The 17,450-nt window shown below is 44.4% G+C and carries 15 protein-coding genes and 2 pseudogenes; 5 read left to right on the plus strand and 12 right to left on the minus strand.

Annotated elements, in window-relative coordinates; all coding sequences use genetic code 11:
* The first annotated feature begins 190 nt into the window (after positions 1-190).
* The 3 genes from CK1_RS05030 to CK1_RS05040 all read left to right on the plus strand — a co-directional run bounded on the left by CK1_RS05030 (position 191) and on the right by CK1_RS05040 (position 3,853).
* Positions 191-1,282 (plus strand): prephenate dehydrogenase, encoded by a 1,092-nt coding sequence (locus tag CK1_RS05030; protein ID WP_015525209.1) that lies wholly within the window; start codon positions 191-193, stop codon positions 1,280-1,282.
* A 71-nt stretch (positions 1,283-1,353) separates the two neighbouring features.
* Positions 1,354-2,628: a 3-phosphoshikimate 1-carboxyvinyltransferase gene (aroA, locus tag CK1_RS05035; protein WP_015525210.1), complete on the plus strand. Its 1,275-nt coding sequence runs from the start codon at positions 1,354-1,356 to the stop codon at positions 2,626-2,628.
* 238 nt (positions 2,629-2,866) lie between these two features.
* Positions 2,867-3,853: a 2-hydroxyacid dehydrogenase gene (locus tag CK1_RS05040; RefSeq protein ID WP_015525211.1), complete on the plus strand. Its 987-nt coding sequence runs from the start codon at positions 2,867-2,869 to the stop codon at positions 3,851-3,853.
* Positions 3,854-3,935: 82 nt separating this feature from the next.
* On the opposite strand, the gene CK1_RS05045 is transcribed toward CK1_RS05040, so the two are convergent.
* The gene (locus tag CK1_RS05045) at positions 3,936-4,472 is read right to left on the minus strand and encodes a ribonuclease domain-containing protein (RefSeq protein ID WP_015525212.1); all 537 of its coding nucleotides are present in this window, start codon (positions 4,470-4,472) and stop codon (positions 3,936-3,938) included.
* A gap of 3 nt (positions 4,473-4,475) precedes the next feature.
* Positions 4,476-5,317 (minus strand): annotated as a pseudogene (locus tag CK1_RS05050) (deoxyribonuclease IV).
* A 156-nt stretch (positions 5,318-5,473) separates the two neighbouring features.
* Here CK1_RS05050 and CK1_RS05055 point away from each other — a divergent pair.
* On the plus strand, positions 5,474-6,793 hold the full coding sequence (locus tag CK1_RS05055; protein WP_015525214.1) for a CapA family protein: 1,320 nt from the start codon (positions 5,474-5,476) through the stop codon (positions 6,791-6,793).
* A 102-nt stretch (positions 6,794-6,895) separates the two neighbouring features.
* Here the strand turns inward: CK1_RS05055 and queA are convergent, their stop codons facing one another.
* The 7 genes and pseudogenes from queA to ylxM form a co-directional block, all read right to left on the minus strand.
* Positions 6,896-7,921 carry a tRNA preQ1(34) S-adenosylmethionine ribosyltransferase-isomerase QueA gene (queA, locus tag CK1_RS05060; protein WP_015525215.1) on the minus strand — a complete coding sequence of 342 codons (1,026 nt, stop codon included), beginning with the start codon at positions 7,919-7,921 and terminating at the stop codon, positions 6,896-6,898.
* Positions 7,922-7,923: 2 nt separating this feature from the next.
* Entirely contained in the window at positions 7,924-8,676 is a 753-nt protein-coding gene (trmD, locus tag CK1_RS05065) for a tRNA (guanosine(37)-N1)-methyltransferase TrmD (protein WP_015525216.1), read from the minus strand.
* Positions 8,677-8,705: 29 nt separating this feature from the next.
* Positions 8,706-9,181, minus strand: a pseudogene (rimM, locus tag CK1_RS05070) (ribosome maturation factor RimM).
* A 59-nt stretch (positions 9,182-9,240) separates the two neighbouring features.
* Positions 9,241-9,471: a KH domain-containing protein gene (locus tag CK1_RS05075; protein WP_015525219.1), complete on the minus strand. Its 231-nt coding sequence runs from the start codon at positions 9,469-9,471 to the stop codon at positions 9,241-9,243.
* A gap of 55 nt (positions 9,472-9,526) precedes the next feature.
* Positions 9,527-9,772, minus strand: coding sequence for a 30S ribosomal protein S16 (rpsP, locus tag CK1_RS05080; protein ID WP_015525220.1), 246 nt, complete (start codon positions 9,770-9,772; stop codon positions 9,527-9,529).
* Between the two features lie 45 nt (positions 9,773-9,817).
* Complete coding sequence (gene ffh / locus CK1_RS05085) at positions 9,818-11,170, minus strand: signal recognition particle protein (protein ID WP_015525221.1); 1,353 nt, start codon at positions 11,168-11,170, stop codon at positions 9,818-9,820.
* A 3-nt stretch (positions 11,171-11,173) separates the two neighbouring features.
* Positions 11,174-11,497: a YlxM family DNA-binding protein gene (gene ylxM / locus CK1_RS05090; RefSeq protein WP_015525222.1), complete on the minus strand. Its 324-nt coding sequence runs from the start codon at positions 11,495-11,497 to the stop codon at positions 11,174-11,176.
* Between the two features lie 358 nt (positions 11,498-11,855).
* Here ylxM and CK1_RS05095 point away from each other — a divergent pair, with 358 nt between their 5' ends.
* Positions 11,856-13,394 (plus strand): PucR family transcriptional regulator, encoded by a 1,539-nt coding sequence (locus tag CK1_RS05095; RefSeq protein ID WP_306288776.1) that lies wholly within the window; start codon positions 11,856-11,858, stop codon positions 13,392-13,394.
* 23 nt (positions 13,395-13,417) lie between these two features.
* Here the strand turns inward: CK1_RS05095 and CK1_RS05100 are convergent, their stop codons facing one another.
* The 3 genes from CK1_RS05100 to CK1_RS05110 form a co-directional block, all read right to left on the minus strand.
* Positions 13,418-14,242, minus strand: coding sequence for a TrmH family RNA methyltransferase (locus CK1_RS05100; RefSeq protein ID WP_015525223.1), 825 nt, complete (start codon positions 14,240-14,242; stop codon positions 13,418-13,420).
* Positions 14,243-14,373: 131 nt separating this feature from the next.
* Entirely contained in the window at positions 14,374-15,180 is an 807-nt protein-coding gene (locus CK1_RS05105) for an alpha/beta hydrolase (protein ID WP_015525224.1), read from the minus strand.
* A gap of 315 nt (positions 15,181-15,495) precedes the next feature.
* Positions 15,496-17,304, minus strand: coding sequence for a Na/Pi cotransporter family protein (locus CK1_RS05110; RefSeq protein WP_147603519.1), 1,809 nt, complete (start codon positions 17,302-17,304; stop codon positions 15,496-15,498).
* Positions 17,305-17,450 lie beyond the last annotated feature (146 nt).

Consider the following 17,450-nt stretch of genomic DNA (forward strand, 5'->3'; position numbering starts at 1 on the left):
ACCAATGAACAGTAACTTTCTATTACTCTTCCCTGTTCGCAAAACATTACCGGTAAACAGCTACAAAAATGGCCTTCCTGTTTCCGCTAACATTTGTTGACATTTTTCACACTTTCTTTTACAATATAGTCGTGATTTACACTATTAAAGAATAAAAGTAAAAAGTAACCTGAAAGGACTCTGAAGTACTATGAAAACCATAGGTTTTATCGGCCTTGGACTGATCGGCGGCTCCATTGCCAGAACCATCCGAAAATTTCACCCGGATTATCGCCTGCTTGCCTTTGACAAAGACAGAAGTGCTCTGGCAGAGGCAGTCAGTTTAAACGTGATCAACGGGATCTGTGATATTGACGATGAGCAGTTATATAACTGTGATTATCTTTTTCTCTGTGCACCTGTAGAATTTAATGTGGAATACATGGAAAAGATCAAAGATTCTCTTGGAAAGAACTGTATCCTCACAGATGTAGGCAGTGTAAAAAGTGTTATCCACGAAAAAGTAACCGAGCTCGGACTTGAAGGACGCTTCATCGGCGGTCATCCTATGGCAGGCTCCGAACGCAGCGGTTTTTCCAATTCCAGTGATCATCTTCTGGAAAATGCTTATTATATCATCACTCCGGGAGGAGAAGTTGCTTTGGAAAAGATTTCTGATTTCACAGAACTGATCTCCTCTCTTGGTGCGATCCCCCTTGTTATCACTGCAGAAGAACATGATTTCATCACGGCAGGAGTCAGCCACCTTCCTCATATCGTAGCCTCCGCTCTTGTAAATCTTGTAAATCTTCTGGATAACGACGCCCAGTATATGAAAATGATCGCAGCCGGCGGTTTCCGTGATATCACACGTATTGCCTCTTCTTCACCGGTTATGTGGGAACAGATCTGTCTGGAAAATCAGAAAAACATTTCCACGGTTCTGGATGAATTTATCCGTATGCTGATCCAGATCCGCTGTTCCATTGACAACAAAGAAGCTGACAACATCTTTGACATGTTTGCAAGCTCCAAGGATTACCGTGACTCCATTGACATTGTAGACAACAGCCTGATCCCCCGCTCCTATGTCCTTTATATCGATGTGGCAGATGAGGCCGGTGCCATTGCAACCATCGCAACCATCCTTGCAACAGAAAAGGTCAGCATCAAAAATATCGGTATTATCCACAACCGAGAATTTGAAGATGGCGTTCTGAAGATCGAATTTTATACAGACGCAGCTCTGGAGCAGGCTAAAGTGCTTCTTACAAAACGTAATTACAAGATCTGCGAACGCTGATATATAAACGGCAGCAGATATCCGATCTGCTGCCATGTATTTCAAAAATAACAATACAGGCAGGTACTAATATGGAAATCAAAAAAGCAAAAAAATTATCCGGCTCTCTTGCCATTCCCGGAGATAAATCCATTTCTCACAGAGCTGTCATGTTCGGCTCTCTTGCAGAAGGCACTACCAAAATCACAAATTTTCTGGAGGGTGCAGACTGTCTCTCCACTATTTCCTGTTTCCGGAAAATGGGTATTAACATTGAAAATACAGAAGGAGAGATCCTGGTCCACGGAAAAGGTCTCCATGGTCTCAGTGCTCCGTCAGAGACTCTTGACATCGGTAACAGCGGTACCACCACCCGCCTCATCTCCGGGATCCTTGCAGGACAGGACTTTGTATCAGAGCTTACCGGCGATGCTTCCATCCAGAAACGCCCTATGAAACGGATCATGACTCCGCTTTCCCAAATGGGTGCCGATATCATAAGTCTCAACGGAAACGGATGTGCACCGCTTAAGATCTCCGGAAAAAAGCTCCATGCCATCCACTACAATTCTCCGGTAGCATCTGCCCAGGTAAAATCCTGCGTACTTCTTGCCGGAATGTACTCTGACGGCATTACCCGTGTAACAGAGCCGGTCCTTTCCAGAAATCACACGGAGATCATGCTGAATTACTTTGGCGCCAATGTAACCGCAGAGGGAACAACAGCATCCATCAAACCGGACCCATCTCTTTACGGACGTGAGATCCTGGTTCCGGGAGATATCTCTTCTGCAGCTTATTTTATCGCAGCAGGTCTTCTTGTTCCCAACAGTGAGATCCTTCTGAAAAATGTGGGGATCAACCCGACCCGTGACGGCATCCTCCGTGTATGCAGGGCCATGGGAGCAGATATCACTCTCCTCAATGAAACCACAGAGGGCGAACCTACTGCCGATCTTCTGATCCGCTCCTCTGCGCTTCACGGGACCACAATAGAAGGCGCGATCATTCCTACTCTGATCGATGAACTTCCGATGATCGCCGTTATGGCAGCTTTTGCAGAAGGAACCACTGTTATCCGGGATGCACAGGAGCTTCGTGTCAAAGAGTCCGACCGCATCCAGGTTATGACGGAAAATCTTCGGAAAATGGGCGCAGATATCCAGGAAACCGAAGATGGCATGATCATTCATGGTGGAAAAGCCCTTCATGGCGCAGAGATCGATTCTCATCTGGATCACCGTGTAGCCATGTCTTTTGCAGTAGCAGGACTGCTTTGTGAGGGAACACTTTCCATCAAAAACGGAGAATGTGTCAACATCTCCTATCCGGAATTCTATTCCGATCTTTATAGTCTGGCAGAATAATTATCTTATATCCAGACAGAGAGCATTTTCATGTATCACAGCGTCTGTTCCATCAGATGACAGTGCATAAAATGCTCTCTTTTTTTGTATTTCGTATAATTTTTATTTATTATGGATATCATAATTCCAAAACAAAACCATTTTTTGATAAATTTTATCGCTTTCCCCACTTTCCAAATTCCTACTATTATGGTATTATTTTTCGGAAAATAATTATTTCCAGAGAGGAGCAACGATTATGAAAATTTTGTTTTATGACACCAAGAGCTACGATAGAGAATTTTTTGAGAAGCTGCTTCCATCTTATCCAGGTATTGAAATTAAATTCATTGAAGCAAATATCCATGAAGAAACCGCAGCTCTTGCCCACGGCTACGATGCCATCTGTGCATTTGTAAATGCAGATCTCGGCGCACCGGTCATTGAAGAACTTCACCGCCAGGGTGTAAAACTGATCCTGATGCGCTGTGCCGGATACAATAATGTTGATCTGGAAACTACAGCAAAATGCGGGATCCAGGTGGCACGTGTTCCCGGTTATTCTCCGGAAGCAGTTGCCGAACACGCCATGGCACTGGCTCTTACCGCCAACCGGCACACCCACAAGGCATATATCAAATGCCGTGAAAACAACTTTGCACTGAACGGTCTCATGGGCGTTAACTTTTATCAGAAAACAGCCGGAATCATCGGCACCGGAAAAATCGGTCAGGCAATGGCAAAAATCTGCCGCGGCTTTGGCATGAAGGTAATTGCTTATGATCTTTTCCCTAATAAAAATCTTGACTTTCTGGAGTATGTTTCATTGGACGAACTCCTTTCCACCAGTGATCTGATCAGTCTGCACTGTCCGATGACTCCGGAAACAGAGCATCTGATCAACTCCGAAACGATTGCAAAAATGAAAGATGGTGTGATCCTTGTAAATACCTCCAGAGGTGGACTGATCAAAACCGATGACCTGATCGCAGGTATCCGTGATCACAAATTCTTCGCCGTTGGTCTGGATGTTTACGAAGAAGAATCTGCATATGTATATGAAGACATGTCAAGCAGCATTCTTCCTACTTCCACGATCCAGCGTCTTCTGTCCTTCCCAAATGTGACCATGACCTCACATCAGGGATTCTTTACGGTAGAAGCACTGACCAATATTGCGGAGACAACCCTGGAAAACGCAAAAACTTTTATGGACGGAGCTGAAATGAAAAATCTGGTCCACTGATCAGTCTCAGCCCTGACATGCAAAATCCCCCGGATACTGATCGTTTATCTGTATCCGGGGGTCTTATTTTGTTCTTTTGATTTTAATAGATCTCGTCAAAAGACTGTCCGTCATCGTCTGTGTAATAAATGCGCTTTGCATCCTGAGTGAAGATCAGCTTCTGTTTCCCTGCATCATCAAGGCTGCACTGCTGATAGGTTACGCCCTCCTCTACCGGAAGCATACTGTCTGCATTATCGTAGTCTGCAGCAGTCAGATTGGAGGGTACATGGCCATACTCATAAATGTACTGGGCCACTTCATCTTTATCTGTATAGGTGCCATTTTCATCCAGTTTCTTTTCGCTCTGTGAGTCTGCTGCATCCGATGAAGCGGACCCATCTGTGTCTCCTGATCCTGCAGCATTTTCAGAATCCTGCAGCTGCTCCAGGTCGCTTTCATCAGCTACTGCCATCTCATCGTCACCATTCTGGTCCATGGCCTCCACTTCATCCTCACTCAGAGGTTCCAGGTCATCCTGAAAAGCAGATTCGTCATATTTTTCCTTATCTTTGCATCCTCCCAGCATCATCGCTGCCACCCCGGCAAGCACCAGGATAAAATATCTGAACTTTTTCATGGATCAATCTCCTTTCATGGAATATCGTTCTCGTAAAAGTGAAATTTCTCTTTTCCATCCTTCATCATCATTTGGTGTCTCCAGAATAAAGGGAATTCCCTCAAGAGCCGGATGGCACACCACATTCACAAGTGCATCCAGGCCGATCTGGCCTTCGCCGATCTTTGCATGGCGATCCTTATGACTGCCCAATCCGTTTATACTGTCGTTGAGATGAACAGCCTTCAATCTAGAAAGGCCGATCACCCGGTCAAACTCATCAAGAACACCATCCAGATCATGGACAATATCATAACCGCCATCCCATACATGACAGGTATCCAGGCAGACACCCAGTTTATTATTTTTTCCACCCTGTCAATGATATCACGAAGCTCCTGAAACGTTGCTCCTACTTCCGAACCCTTGCCGGACATAGTTTCCAGAAGGACGGTCGTACTCTGTTCTTCTGTAAGGACATCATTGAGGATTTCCGCAATTTTGGTAATTCCCGTCTCAGTTCCCTGCCCTACATGACTGCCCGGGTGAAAATTATAATAATTTCCCGGTGTATATTCCATACGTTTCAGATCATCTGCCATGATCTCTCTTGCAAAATCTCTCAGATTTTCTTTTGCGGCACAGGCATTCATGGTATACGGTGCATGTGCCACCAGCTTTCCAAAATGATTTTCCCTGGAAAGCTCCAGAAATCTTTCCACATCTGCGGGATCGATCTCTTTTGCCTTGCCTCCTCTGGGATTGCGGGTAAAAAAAGCGAACGTGTTTCCACCGTTTTTCAGCATCTGACGCCCCATGGCAGCATAGCCTTTGGACGAACTTGTATGATTTCCGATATATAATATCATATCAGCACCATCTCCCTGTAGTTTATATTTCTGCCTTTTGGCCTAATTATTATATCAAAAACTTCTTTTTCTGAAAAGTCCGCGATTCTTTCTTTACAATACTTACCATTCTTTCTATAATAAAGATATCTTTACATACGAAGGAGAAAAAGAATGGCAAACGACAATCGAAGGCGGCCGCCTCATGGCCATGATCCAGAGCAGGCACGCAGAGAAGCCACCAGAGCACAGGAAGCACGGCGGAAGCATTCTGGTTCTGCATCCCGTAATTCCCGTTCACATTCCACTGGGACTCGCAGGAATGACATCAGCAAAAAATCCAGATATTACCAGGTACGCCGTCAGAAAATGTTTCTTGCAGCTGGCGGGATCCTGATCATACTTGTTCTTGTGATCATTTTTTCCGCACGTGCATGCATTTCTTCCCGGAAAGCTGCAGAAGCCGCCGCTTTGCAAAAGGCCCAGGAAGAGGAGGCCGCAAAAAAGGCAAAAGAAGAAGCTGCTGCTGTGAAAGATCCCGTTTCACTGACGCTCAGCGTAGTCGGGGACTGCACGTTGGGTACCGATGAGACCTTTGATTATGACACAAGTCTGAACGCATGCTACGATAACAACGGCAAAGATTATTTCTTTAAGAATGTAAAAAGCATCTTTGAGGCAGATGACCTGACGATCGCCAATTTTGAAGGAACTCTCACTGATTCCGATGCCAGAGAAGATAAAACCTTTGCATTTAAAGCACCCGCCGAATATGCTCAGATACTCACCAGCGGTTCCGTTGAAGCCGTAAACACTGCAAACAATCACAGCCACGATTACGGAGAGCAGAGCTACACGGATACTCTGACTGCTCTGGATAATGCAGGCATTACACACTTCGGTTATGATGATACTGCAGTTATGGACATCAAGGGAATCAAAGTTGGTCTTGTCGGAATTTATGAGCTGAAGGATCATCTTGGGCGCGAACAGCAGCTGAAAGATAATATCGCAAAGGTCAAAGCAGATGGAGCAGAGCTTATAGTTGTGATCTTCCACTGGGGCAATGAGACCGAAACAGTTCCTGATACCAATCAGATGACCCTTGGCCGTCTTGCTATCGATGAAGGTGCAGATCTGGTATGTGGCCATCATCCGCATGTACTCCAGGGAATCGAAACCTATAAAGGAAAAAACATCGTCTACAGTCTTGGCAATTTCTGTTTTGGAGGAAACAGTTCTCCAAGTGATATGGACACCATGATCTTCCAGCAGACCTTCACTGTCACCTCAGAAGGCGTACAGGCTGATAACGTGACCAATATCATTCCCTGTTCTATTTCTTCCGCAGATGGCTACAACAATTATCAGCCAACTCCTGCATCCGGAGATGAGGCATCCAGGATCAAATCCAAGATAGAGGAATGCAGTGCTGCGATTCCTGCCGCGGATTCTTCATCCGCTACATCGGAAGGCTCTGACAGTGAAGAATAAATAGCATAACAAAAAATAATATCCCAACAGATCCTGTAATAATGCATGTTTCCATGCTGCGATCCGTTGGGATATTATTTATATAAAAAGTAATTTTAAATCTTATTCGATCATCATGGCATCCCCGAAACTGAAGAAACGATATCTTTCCTTAACAGCTTCTTCATAAGCAGCCATAATATGTTCTTTTCCGGCAAGGGCTGAAACTAACATCAGAAGCGTTGACTCCGGCAGATGGAAATTGGTGATCAGTCCATCGATAGCTTTGAATTTATATCCAGGATAGATAAAGATCTCTGTCCATCCGCTTCCGGCCTTCACGATTCCATCCTCTCCGGCTGCGGACTCCAGGGTACGGCAGCTGGTAGTTCCCACAGAAATCACTCTTCCGCCGTTTTTCTTTGTATCATTGATCAGTTTTGCCTGATCTTCTTCCACAATATAAAACTCTGAGTGCATGTGGTGCTTTTCTACATCATCTACCTTTACCGGGCGGAAGGTTCCGAGACCTACATGTAAAGTTACATGTGCAATATTCACACCCTTCTCCTTTACTTTCTCAAGAAGCTCCGGCGTGAAGTGAAGTCCTGCGGTAGGTGCGGCAGCAGATCCCTCATTCTTTGCATATACAGTCTGATAACGGTTCTTATCCTTCAGCTTGTGGGTAATATACGGCGGCAGCGGCATTTCTCCCAGCTGATCCAGGATCTCTTCGAAAATCCCCTCATAATGGAACTGGATCAGACGGTTTCCCTCATCTACAATATCAATGATCTCACCCTTCAGGATACCGTCACCAAAAGTGATCTTTGCACCAGGACGTGCTTTTTTTCCCGGCTTTACAAGACACTCCCAGATATCATTTTCGCGGCGTTTCAGAAGCAGGATCTCGATCAGCGCTCCTGTCTCTTCCTTGTGACCATAAAGACGTGCCGGGATAACCTTGGTATCATTGATCACAAGACAGTCTCCCTTATGCAGGTAATCCAGTATATCGGTAAAATGACGATGTTCGATACTTCCATCTTTCAGGGACAGATGCATCAGTCTGGAAGAACTTCTGTCCTCCAGCGGATCCTGAGCGATCAGTTCCTGTGGCAGATCATAATAAAAATCTGATGTTTTCATAATTATTTTTCCACTTCCTCTTTCCACTGTTTGCGAAGCCTGCGGACCTCGTTCCACTCTTTGTTGGTCAGATCAGCTTTTGGTAAAAGATCCGGCCTCCATTTGGCTGTACGGATGATAGACTGCTCTCTTCTCCATTTATCCACATTGGCATGGTGTCCGGAAAGCAGCACCTCCGGAACCTTTTTGCCATGCCATTCCTCCGGGCGGCTGTACTGGGGATACTCCAGAAGATTCCCGGAAAAGGATTCCGTCTCACCGGATTCCTGATTATTCAGAACACCTGGTACCATTCTGGAAATAGAATCCATCATGACCATAGCCGGAAGTTCTCCACCGGTAAGTACATAATCACCAATGGAAACATAGTCGGTTACGATTTCTTCCAGAACGCGCTCATCAATTCCCTCATAATGACCACAGAGGAAAACCAGGTCTTCTTCCAGGGCAAACTCTTTTGCCATATCCTGATTGAAGGTTTTTCCCTGAGGAGTCAGAAAGATCACGCGGGGTTTCCTTCCAATACGTTCTGCAATGGATTCATAAGACAGATATACCGGCTCCGCCTGCATCAGCATTCCGGCTCCGCCGCCATAAGGATAATCATCTACCTTCTGGTGCTTATTGAATGCAAAATCCCGTATATTGATCGCTTCCAGTGATAACAGTCCCTTTGTAATGGCACGGCCTGTAATACTTGTGTTCATTCCGTTCTCGATCATTTCCGGAAATAATGTAAGTACATGATAATTCATTTAAACAAGCCCTTTCATCAAATGTACAGTCATGGTATTTTTTCCACATCCACATCAAGAACACAGTCATGGATCGCAGGAAGCAGGATTTCCTCGCCATCCACACGATCTACAATATAAACATCATTGGCGCCGGTCTCCATCACATCACGGAGCACTCCGAATTTCTCCCCATTCTCCAGAAGTACCTCCATTCCGATGAGATCCGCCACATAATATTCGTCCTCGCCAAGCTCCTGTGCCTCTTCACGTGGGATCCAAAGCTCACGGCCCTTATACATTTCAATATCATTGATGTTGTCAATGCCTTCAAACTTCAGGATCGCAAGATTTTTAAAAACTTTACATTCTGAATATTCAGTCTGCGAAGCTCTTTTCCTGTGTCCAGAAGCACATATTCAATATCAAGAAAACGCTCTGCGTCATCCGTTGTCGGAAAAACTTTTACTTCACCACGGACGCCATGGGTCGTTGTAATAACTCCTACCTTTAATAAATCTTCCATTTTTGCTCCCTTTCAGAGTAAAAACAGGAGCCATGGAATCCACAGCTCCTGTCTCTTTTTCATTGCAGAATATCTACAATCACTTTTTTGCTGCTTTTTGAAGAAGCCGCTTTCACAACAGTACGGATTGCCTTGGCAATTCTGCCCTGTCTTCCGATAACCTTACCCATATCGGCCGGTCCGACCTTCAGTTCAACAACAATCGCGTCGTCTTTTTCAGTCTCAGTAACGACTACTTCATCCGGATTTTCAACAAGAGATTTTGCAATTACTTCTACAAGTTGTTTCATTACATACCTCCTTGCTCCTGCCTCATTGAGGCCACAGATCCAAATCTGTCAGGTATTATTTCTCGATTCCGGCAAGTTTAAGAAGCTTAGCAACTACCTCTGTAGGCTGAGCACCAGCTGCAAGCCATTTTTTTGCTGCCTCTTCATCAATTTTGTATACGCTTGGGTCAAGGTTCGGATCATATGTTCCGATCTCTGCGATGCATCTTCCGTCACGTTTGCAGCGAGAATCTGCTACTACGATTCTATAGAAAGGTGCTTTCTTCTGTCCCATTCTTCTTAATCTGATCTTAACTGCCATTTTTGTTTTCCTCCAATTATCTTTCTGAAAATTTATTGTTATTTATTAAAAGGGAAGCTTAAAGCCGCCTCTTTTTCCCATGTTCATCTTGCCGCCTGTTAATCCCGGCATCTGTTTCATCATCTTCTTGCTCTGCTCAAACTGCTTCACAAGACGATTTACTTCTGTAATATCCACTCCGGCGCCTCTGGCGATACGGTTCTTGCGTGAGATGTTCAAAATGTTGGGGTTACTTCTCTCCTGAGGTGTCATGGAAAGAATGATGGACTTGGTACGGTCCATAGCCTTCTCATCGATCATACCCTCGATATCCTTCATCTTACCGCCCATTCCGGGAAGCATGTTCAGGATACTGGAAATACCACCCATCTTGTTCATCTGCTCCATGCTGGTAAGATAATCATTGAAGTCGAAGTCCATTTTCTTCAGCTTTTTTTGCATCTCCTGAGCCTGTTCCTGATCCACAGATGCTTCCACCTTCTCGATCAGACTCATTACATCGCCCATTCCAAGGATCCTGGAAGCCATACGTTCCGGATAAAACTGTTCCAGATCTGAAAGCTTCTCTCCCATACCAACATAGAAGATCGGTTTGCCGGTCACGGCTTTAATGGAAAGCGCAGCGCCGCCTCGTGTATCACCGTCCATCTTAGTCAGGATCACACCATCAATGCCGACTTTATCAGAAAAGTTCTGCGCCACATTTACTGCATCCTGTCCTGTCATGGCATCAACTACAAGCACTGTAGCATCTACATTCACATTCGCTTTGATATCCTCAAGCTCCTGCATCATATCCTCATCAATGTGAAGACGTCCTGCTGTATCGATGAGCACAACATTCTGCTGATTGGATTTCGCATGCTCGATAGCTGCTTTTGCAATATCCACGGGATTCTGCTTATCTCCCATGGAAAAGACCTCGACGCCCTGTTTCTCACCGTTTACCTGCAGCTGTGTGATCGCTGCCGGACGGTAAACATCACAGGCCACAAGCAGTGGTCTCTTTCCCTTGGATTTCAGTTTGCCTGCCAGCTTGGCAACCGTCGTTGTCTTACCTGCACCCTGAAGACCGACCATCATAAGAACGGTAAGATCCATTCCCGGTTTGATCGGAAGCTCTGTTGTCTCACTTCCCATCAGGTTGACCAGCTCATCATTTACGATCTTGATCACCATCTGTCCCGGATTCAGACCATTCATAACATCCTGTCCGATAGCCTTTTCCTGAACGGATTTCGTAAACTGCTTAACGACCTTAAAGTTAACATCCGCTTCCAGAAGCGCCATCTTAACTTCCTTCAGTGCTACCTTGACATCAGCCTCTGTGAGACGGCCCTTGCCCTTCAGCTTCTTAAATACATTCTGCAGTTTATCTGTTAAACTCTCAAATGCCATTGATCATAACTCCTCTAATATCACATTGGAAATCGCCGCAATATCTTCGGCGTGGTACTTGTCAGCCAATTCATGGATCTTTATGACCTGACTGCGGATGTTCAGGAATTTCTCGACCAGATGAAGCTTCTCTTCATATTCTTCCAACGTCCGATTGCACCGTCTGATCATATCATGCACACCCTGTCTGCTGATGCCAAGTTCCTCAGCAACTTCACTTAAGGAATAATCCTCAAATACCACACTAGTGTACACCTGCCGCTGCCTCTCTGTCAGAAGCTCTCCATAAAAATCAAATAAAAATGTCTGCTCTACAAATTTCTCCATCTGTAATCACCTTGGCTATCATACACGATTCCGCCACACCTGTCAAGGTTTTTTGCTTTACAAATTTATTTTTTCCTGAATTTCACAAAAAAAGGCCGAAAAAGCACTTTTCTGCTGGGTTTTGCAGGCTTTTCCGACCTTTGTTATTCTATTTGCTTCTTATTAATAAATGTGATATCTTTTCCATATTCTTTGATCAGCTTCGGAAGATCATTAACAGACATACAGCCCTGCCCTTTTTTCCGCACTTGTTTTTCCTTATGATTCCACTATACTGTAAATCAAAAGAATCACAATTCCACATAACATGGCTATTATTCCTGTTTTTTCCTACAAAATATAGGAAGGAGGATTTTCCTTGAAACTCAGTGCAAAACTCATCTGCTATCATTTACAGAAATCTTTTCCCCTGCATACATCCAGGCTGGATACAATTCCTTCCCTTTCCTGCCCTTCCTGCTTTGAAAAGAACACCTCTCTTCAGGATGGGCGTGTTTACCTTATCACAGATCCGGATTTTCAGCTCACTTTTCATCATCCCAAAAATATTCTGTTCCTGATGATTGGAAAAATCTATCAGAACTACGAATTAACTCAGCCAAACATGTGTATCATCCCTGAAGATATTCCGGTCAATATTGTCTTTAACAGGATTCAGGATATTTTTATCCTCTATGATCAGTGGAATCAGTCCCTGATGGATTCCCGTCTCCGGAATGCTTCTATCCAGGAACTTCTGGATCTTACAGCTTCCATTATTCCCAATCCAATGATGCTGATCGGTATGGATTTTACTATCATTGCCTCCAGAGACTGGAATCTGAGTGATCTTTCCAATTCTGTTTTGGGTTCCACTGAAAATTCCTGGGCTATTGTGGACAGCCTGAAGCAGGATCCTCATTACGAAGAGGCTTTTTATAAAACCGGATATTTTTATTATCCGGGAAATGGCCTTACTGCTCCTTCTCTTTGCGTAAATATCTCCAATAATGATAAAGCAGTATACAGGCTGATGTTTTCCGAAGGTGAGGTTCCCCTGGATGATACGTTTGGTTTTGTTCTGGAGTACCTTTCCCAGATGGTATCCCATGCACTTTCCACAGGTATCATGCACAGCCGGGATAAAGCTTTTCCTCTTCATCAGATTTTTATGTCAATTCTGACAGATCCTGGAGCTGATTATGTAAAAGTCAGTCAGCAGCTGACAAATGTAGGGTGGCTTTCTTCCCATATATATCAATGTATTTTGATCCAGACCGGGCTGATCGACCAGAAAAATCTGACCCTTAATGCCATCTGCAATTATCTTGAAAATACGATCCCGGCCAGCTGTGCTACCGAATATAAGGGAAATGCTGTGCTTTTTATCAATCTGGATCTCTGCACTCTGACTATCCATGAGATTTCCGATAAGATCGAGGGTTTTATCAAAAGCAGCATGTTAAGCGCCGGATACAGCCGGAAGATGCTTGGACATTTCAATTTCCACCGGCAATACACGCAGGCTTCTGTCACCCTGCAGGTTGGAAAACGCAAAAATCCCGCAGAAAGTATCCACTATTTTGACTCCATCGCTCTGCCCTATATTCTGGAACAGGCAACCAAAAAGCTTCCTGCTTACATGGTCTGTCACGAAAAGCTTCTGTCAATGAAATATAAGGATGAGGCAAAGCAATCTCATCTCTATGAAACACTGCGTTGTTTTCTGGAGCACAACCAGAACATTTCTCATACTGCCAGCGCTTTATTTATCCACAGAAGTACTCTTCTTTATCGTCTGGATAAGATCAAAGCTTTTCTGGATTCAGATCTTACAGACAGAAACGAGATCCTGTATCTGTTGCTTTCTTTTCATCTGATGGATATGGAAGAAGAAAACCGGAATACAAGATCATAAAAAACGGGAACTCTCTTAAATATTTAGCGTTTCCCCAGCTGCCAAAATGCAACTGCACTGGCTGCCGCCACATTCAGTGAATCCACACCGTGTGCCATTGGAATACATACTGTATAATCACAGTCCGCAATGGTCTCCGAAGCAAGGCCATCCCCCTCTGTTCCAAGAACTACTGCCAGTTTTTCTTCTGCCATCAGATGAGGATCATCAATATCAAAGGAATCCTCCCTAAGAGCCATGGCTGCCGTCTTAAATCCCATCGCTTTCAGAGACCGGATTCCTTCCGTTTTCCACTCTGTTTTTTCATCAAAAAATGTCCATGGTATCTGGAATACGGTTCCCATGCTGACACGGATCGCACGGCGGTACAATGGATTGCTGCACCCCGGTGTCAGCAGCACCGCATCCATCCCAAGAGCCGCCGCAGAACGAAAGATCGCGCCTATATTAGTAGGATTTACCACATTTTCCAGAACTGCGATCCTGCGGGCATTTTTGCATACATCGACTATATCAGGAAGCGCCGGCCGGCGCATTGCACAGAGCATTCCTCTTGTCAGCTTGAATCCAGTCAGCTGCGTCAACACATCAAATTCTGCCGTATAAACCGGGATGTCTCCACAACGACGGATCAGTTCTTTTGCCTCACCCTCAACATGTTTATGTTCCACCAGAAAAGAAATCGGCTGGCACCCGGAATCCAAAGCTCTCTCAATAACCTTCGGGCTCTCCGCAATAAAGATCCCCTTCTCCGGTTCTGCCCGGTTCAAAAGCTGTATCTCCGAGATCCTGGCATATACATCCAGCTCCGGAGCGTTGAAATCTGTGATTTCTATGATATTTGACATGGTTATTTTTCTCCTGTTCTGTCTTCTTGTTTTCATCCTGCTATTGTAACAGAATCTCTTTGCAAAAGAAAGCCAGGTGCTATATGTTTCCACCTGGCTTTGCTGCTACTTGTAAAACAATTTGTTTATATTCAGATTCTCACTTCCATCCACCGGATCATATCCCCGATCACTTCATCTTTACAATACTCATTCAGGATCTCATGAAAAAGTCCGCCGTAGATCTTCATCTGCTTGTCTTTTGATCCTGCTTCTTTAAAGAAATCATAGGTATCCTGTACACTTACCAGACCGTCTTTCTCGCCGTGTGTCATAAGGACCGGATAATGGAACTCTGCTTTTTTCTCTTTGAACCAGTCAAGTCCGTCGCAGATCGCATAGCATAACCCCGCTGTAAAGGACTGTTTATTGTATGGATCTTTTCCGTACCAGTCTACCACTTCCTGTACAGAGCATACACCTGAACCCAGCTGATTGGCAAGGCGCGTATGTACATCCATTTCTCCCGGCACACCACGTATCAGATTGCCGTTATCTGCGGTCAGCGCACCACTGGTAATGATCCCCCGGAGTTTTTTGTCCGGATATTTGGCTCCGTACAGAGAAACCGTAAATCCGCCCATGCTGTGTCCCAGAAGAAATACCGGGATATCCGGATTTTCCTCAATTGCCATATCCACAACTACGTTGGTGTCGTCCAGAAGCTCATTGAAATCTGAATAAAAAGTCTCTTCACCTTCAGACCGTCCATGACCTCTGTGATCAAAACGATAGGTTCCGATTCCCGCCTCATGAAGTTTTTCCGCAAAATAATCGTACCTGCCCTGGTGCTCACAGAGTCCGTGGACAATCACGATCACCGCTTTATTGTCTGCTGCTGTTTCTTTTTTCAGATACAGTTTCGTTCCGTCAAACGATGTGATCATACTTTCACCCATAATAAAACCCTCCCTTTTCTTTCTGCGAGATACATATCCCCATTATATGTCTCACGCTATCTGATAGGTTTATCATATCATGAAATCTGTATTTTGATAACCCCTATTACTAATTATCAGCAATTATATGATTTTTACAAAAAGTAATGAAAAATAGAGGAGTGACATATTTTGTTCTCTGAACTATAATCACCTCAGTACAAAGGGGCTGTCGCACTAAAAAATTAGTGCGACAGCCCCTTCTTTTTTCATTGTTAGGGCAAATCCCTAACAAAAACAGCAGCGGAATATCTACATTTCCGCTGCCTGAATTTCTTATTCTACTTCTTCCGGCTCCATGCTGAGCATATGGCCTTCCTGATTTCCAATATCATATTTCTGTCCGTATTCCTTGAAATACTGGTAGTAGTCCGCATTGTTTGTGGGATAGATCTTGGAATCGTGAATATGAAGATCAGATCCTGTCTCTCCGCTCTTCATAAGTGCCACCATAGCACTTGCACAGTGAGTTGCGATACGACAGAAACTGTTGAGGATATCACTAAATACCGTTCCCTCTTCCAGTCCGCATTTGCCTTGGCTCAGTCGCTCTGCATGACGCATCTTCAGTACATCACAAAGTCCTGTGATCACAGCTCCGAGAGGTGCTACTCTCTGTGCCATTTCTTTATCGTCTTTCATGAAAGCATTGCAGGTTATATTGATATCCTCACGAACTGCCTCCATAACAACATTCAGCTCATCCCAGGCTTCCTGTGAAAAATTCGTATGGTTATCATGCATTTCATTGGACATATGAGCAATGTAAGAAGCATGATCACCGATACGCTCAAAGTCATTGATCGTATGCAGATACAGTGAAGTCTGTCTTGTCTGTGCAGAATTCATCTCTCTCTTTGTCAGCTGGATCAGATACTCTCCTAGACGACTTTCATACTTGTCGATCAGATCCTCTTTTCGCTGAACCTTATCATACTTATCCTGCTGATAATCATTCAGAAGATTCATGGCTCTGTTGACATTCTTACGGAGCTTCTTGGACATTCCGTTCATTACACGGTGACACTGTGCGATAGCAAGGGCCGGATAATTCAGAAGACGCTCTTCCAGAAGATCAAAGTCTGCCTCATCTTCCAGATCTTCTTTGTCATCCTTCACAAGCCAGCATACCAGCTTCTCGATCTTTGAAATAAACGGGAACAGCACGATAACCGTTGCCAGACGGAAAACTGTGTTCAAAAGTGCGATCGCTACCGGTGTCATGGTCATATCCATAAATGTAAAATGTACAAACGCATTCACGGTATAAAAGATCACAGACCAGAGAATCAGACCAAACAGGTCATTGATCAGATATACAAGAGCCGTTCTTTTACCGTTCTTATTTGCTCCGATGGCTGAGATCAGAACTGGACATGCAGCACCAACACCGATACCAAGAACGATCGGAAATGCACTTGCAAATGTCAGGATACCGGTTACGGAAAGAGCCTGGAGCACACCGACTGTTGCAGACGCACTCTGGAGTACCGCAGTAAAAGCGATACCTACGAGAATACCTGCGATCGGATTGGAAAACATAGTCAGCATCTTGATGAACATCGGACTCTCACGCAATGGAGATACCGCTCCACTCATCATCTGCATACCTGTCATCAGGATCGCAAAACCAAGCATGATATTTCCCACGTTCTTATGTAAGGTACGCTTACAGAACATACGGAAAATAATACCAACTACAGCCACAACCGCAGAAATAGTTGCTGTAGAAAGAACACTGGCGATTCCATTGGATCCTTCAATATAAGAAAGACATAAGATCCAGCCAGTAATACTGGTTCCGATATTGGCTCCCATGATGATACCGATCGCCTGTTTCAGTTTCATCATACCGGAGTTTACAAAACCGATCACCATAACTGTCGTCGCAGAAGACGACTGGATCACACTGGTAACACCAGTACCAAGTGCGACACCCTTCAGCGGAGTATTGGTCATCTTATAAAGAAATGCTTCCAGCTTATTACCAGCTGCCAGCTTCAGACCATCGCCCATTAGGGACATACCAAACAAAAATAATGATACTCCACACAACAAAGATAAGATCATTGAAAAAATTGCCATAATTTTCTCCTTTGTCATACTCGCTTCCTGTCATAATCTGTCAGGAGCCATGTTATCCTGAAAATGCAACCTTACATTTCCTTAATCTGGATTTTTCTTATTTTTAACATTTTCCCATTTATTATGCCACATCAATTTCCATATTA

Source organism: Ruminococcus sp. SR1/5 (genome assembly GCF_000209835.1).
GTDB lineage: Bacteria > Bacillota > Clostridia > Lachnospirales > Lachnospiraceae > Blautia_A > Blautia_A fusiformis.

Coding starts and splice junctions, on each gene's coding strand:
- CK1_RS05030 (WP_015525209.1), top strand. CDS start 191: ATGAAAACCATAGGTTTTATCGGCCTTGGACTGATCGGCGGCTCCATT.
- aroA (WP_015525210.1), top strand. CDS start 1,354: ATGGAAATCAAAAAAGCAAAAAAATTATCCGGCTCTCTTGCCATTCCC.
- CK1_RS05040 (WP_015525211.1), top strand. CDS start 2,867: ATGAAAATTTTGTTTTATGACACCAAGAGCTACGATAGAGAATTTTTT.
- CK1_RS05045 (WP_015525212.1), bottom strand. CDS start 4,472: ATGAAAAAGTTCAGATATTTTATCCTGGTGCTTGCCGGGGTGGCAGCG.
- CK1_RS05055 (WP_015525214.1), top strand. CDS start 5,474: ATGGCAAACGACAATCGAAGGCGGCCGCCTCATGGCCATGATCCAGAG.
- queA (WP_015525215.1), bottom strand. CDS start 7,921: ATGAAAACATCAGATTTTTATTATGATCTGCCACAGGAACTGATCGCT.
- trmD (WP_015525216.1), bottom strand. CDS start 8,676: ATGAATTATCATGTACTTACATTATTTCCGGAAATGATCGAGAACGGA.
- CK1_RS05075 (WP_015525219.1), bottom strand. CDS start 9,471: ATGAAACAACTTGTAGAAGTAATTGCAAAATCTCTTGTTGAAAATCCG.
- rpsP (WP_015525220.1), bottom strand. CDS start 9,772: ATGGCAGTTAAGATCAGATTAAGAAGAATGGGACAGAAGAAAGCACCT.
- ffh (WP_015525221.1), bottom strand. CDS start 11,170: ATGGCATTTGAGAGTTTAACAGATAAACTGCAGAATGTATTTAAGAAG.
- ylxM (WP_015525222.1), bottom strand. CDS start 11,497: ATGGAGAAATTTGTAGAGCAGACATTTTTATTTGATTTTTATGGAGAG.
- CK1_RS05100 (WP_015525223.1), bottom strand. CDS start 14,242: ATGTCAAATATCATAGAAATCACAGATTTCAACGCTCCGGAGCTGGAT.
- CK1_RS05105 (WP_015525224.1), bottom strand. CDS start 15,180: ATGGGTGAAAGTATGATCACATCGTTTGACGGAACGAAACTGTATCTG.
- CK1_RS05110 (WP_147603519.1), bottom strand. CDS start 17,304: ATGGCAATTTTTTCAATGATCTTATCTTTGTTGTGTGGAGTATCATTA.